The 2283-nt window shown below is 65.5% G+C and carries 3 protein-coding genes and 1 pseudogene; all 4 read right to left on the minus strand.

Annotated elements, in window-relative coordinates:
• A pseudogene (locus tag EOA86_RS39680) lies at positions 1 to 199 on the minus strand (hypothetical protein); the annotation flags it as partial.
• 5 nt (positions 200 to 204) lie between these two features.
• The gene (locus EOA86_RS31320) at positions 205 to 450 is read right to left on the minus strand and encodes a DUF4170 domain-containing protein (RefSeq protein WP_029354097.1); all 246 of its coding nucleotides are present in this window, start codon (positions 448 to 450) and stop codon (positions 205 to 207) included.
• 76 nt (positions 451 to 526) lie between these two features.
• The gene (locus EOA86_RS31325; protein WP_095521823.1) at positions 527 to 1333 is read right to left on the minus strand and encodes a 3'(2'),5'-bisphosphate nucleotidase CysQ; all 807 of its coding nucleotides are present in this window, start codon (positions 1331 to 1333) and stop codon (positions 527 to 529) included.
• The coding region (locus EOA86_RS31330; protein WP_164892166.1) for a TldD/PmbA family protein at positions 1320 to 2283 on the minus strand (964 nt) is incomplete at its 5' end. The genes EOA86_RS31330 and EOA86_RS31325, both read right to left, overlap by 14 nt.

Below are 2283 nucleotides of genomic sequence, written 5' to 3' on the forward strand. Positions count from 1 at the left end.
GCGCCGACCCGTCGACGACACGGTTGGTCAGGCGGATGATGCGAACGAACTGCGCAAATAGGCTGGCGATGGCGTTCTTGACGAATCGCGATTGCGCCAGCGGTTCGCGTATTTTGCGCCAGAATGTCTTCGAGGTGCCACCGCGGCGCCCCCTTACCGCGGACCTCGTGGGCGGCCCTTTCACGGCTTCATGATCCATCAATGTCAACCGGCGGCCTTGTTGTCGGGGTCGAGCAACCGGTGCAGGTGAACGACGAAATAACGCATGTGGGCGTTGTCCACGCTGGCTTGGGCCTTGGCTTTCCACGCCGTTTGCGCCGATTGATAATCCGGATAGATGCCGACGATGTCGAGCGCGTCGAGATCACGGAATTCTGTCCCGCCCAGCGTCTTCAGTTCGCCGCCGAACACCAGGTGCAAAAGCTGCTTCTTTCCGTCTTCCGCGGTCATGTCGGTCCTTCACATATCGTGAGTTTGTGACAGGTCTAGACCAAAGCCGCCGACTTTGGAACCATTGATGATATGTTCAACCGTCCAGCCCTGCGATGATGCCGGAGAGCACGGCAAGCAGTTCGCCGCTGCCGGCAACCAGCGCGCCGTGGTGGATCACTTCGCCGGCATAGCGCGGTGCGCGGCCATTCTGGTCGAGCAATGCGCCGCCGGCCTCGCGCAGGATGAGATCCGCCGCGGCGATGTCCCAGTCATGGGCGTTGGGTTTGACGAAGGTCGCGTCGAGCCTGCCATTGGCGACCATCGCCAGCCGGTATGCGAGCGAGGGAATATAGGGCACGCGGCTCAGCCGGCCCTGCCATTCCGCCGGCATCAGCCCTATCAATGGCTTCGGCCCGCCGATTTCGACCATTGCTGCCGGGCGGCGCACGGCAATGCGACGGCCATTCAGGAATGCCCCCTCACCGGGCAGCGCCCAATAGGTCTCCTCGGTGGCGGGACATTCGAGAACGCCGGCAAGGGTGCGACCGTCTTCGACCACCGCGACGCTGACGCACCAGGAGCGAAGGCCTTCGAGGAAGCCGCGCGTGCCGTCGATCGGATCGACGACGAAGGTGCGGCGGGCGGCAAGCCTTGCCGGATCGTCGGCCGTCTCCTCCGACAGCCAGCCATAGTCCGGCCGCGCTGCAAGCAAGGTTTCGCGCAGATAGGCGTCGGCGGCGTGATCGGCCTCGCTCACCGGCGAGGTGCCGCCCTTCATCCACACCTGCGGATTGTTGCCGAAATAGCGCATGGCGATGGCGCCCGCCTCGCGGGCGGCGTCGCGCAGCAGTGGCAGATCCTCGCGAGCCCCGGCGGAGGTGACCTGGTCAAGCTCCGGCAAGGGTCATGCCTTCGATCAGAAGCGTTGGTGCGGCGGTGCCGAAATTGCGATCGAGATCGCTCGCCGCAACCATGTTGAGGAACATGGACTTCAGGTTCGAGGCGATGGTCACTTCCGCAACCGGATAGGCGAGCTCGCCATTCTCGATCCAGAAGCCGGAAGCGCCGCGACTGTACTCGCCAGTCACCATGTCGACGCCCTGGCCGAACACTTCGGTGACGTAAAAGCCTGATTTGAGCGACTTGATGAGGTCTTCGGGCGTCCGCTCGCCCGGCTCGATAGCGAGGTTGGTTGATGACGGCGAGACGGAGGAGCCGTTGCGCGAACCGCGCCCGTTGGTGGTCAGCCCCAATTCCCGTGCGGCCGAGGTTGAGAGGAACCAGTGGTTCAAAGCGCCCTTCTCAACCATCAGCAGCTTTTCGCCCTCGATGCCTTCACCGTCGAACGGGCGCGACGCCTGGCCGCGGAGCCGGAGCGGCTCGTCGGTGACGGTAATCGCGGCCGCCGCCACCTGCTTGCCCATCATGTCGCGCAGAAAGCTGGTCTTGCGCGCGACGGACGCGCCGTTGATGGCGCCGGCGAGATGACCGGCAATGCCGCGGGCGACGCGCGGGTCGAACACCACATCGACCGGCCCGGTCGCCGCCTTGCGCGCGCCGATGCGCCGCGCGGCGCGTTCGCCGGCCTTGCGGCCGATGTCCTCGGGCGCGTCCAGGTCGGAGAAATGCTGGCGCGAGGAGAATTCATAATCGCGTTCCATGCCGGTGCCCTCGCCGGCGATCACGCTGGTCGAGCGCGAAAAGCGCGACGCGACGTAGTGGCCGACAAAGCCGTGCGAGGTGGCGAGCACCAGCCCGCCAAGCCCGGCGCTGGCGCCGCTGCCGGCCGAATTGGTAACGCCCTTGACGGCAAGGGCCGCCGCTTCCGCGGCCAGCGCCGCTTCCTTCAAC

Origin of the sequence: Mesorhizobium sp. M5C.F.Ca.IN.020.32.2.1 (assembly GCF_004023105.1) — a bacterium.
GTDB lineage: Bacteria > Pseudomonadota > Alphaproteobacteria > Rhizobiales > Rhizobiaceae > Mesorhizobium > Mesorhizobium wenxiniae.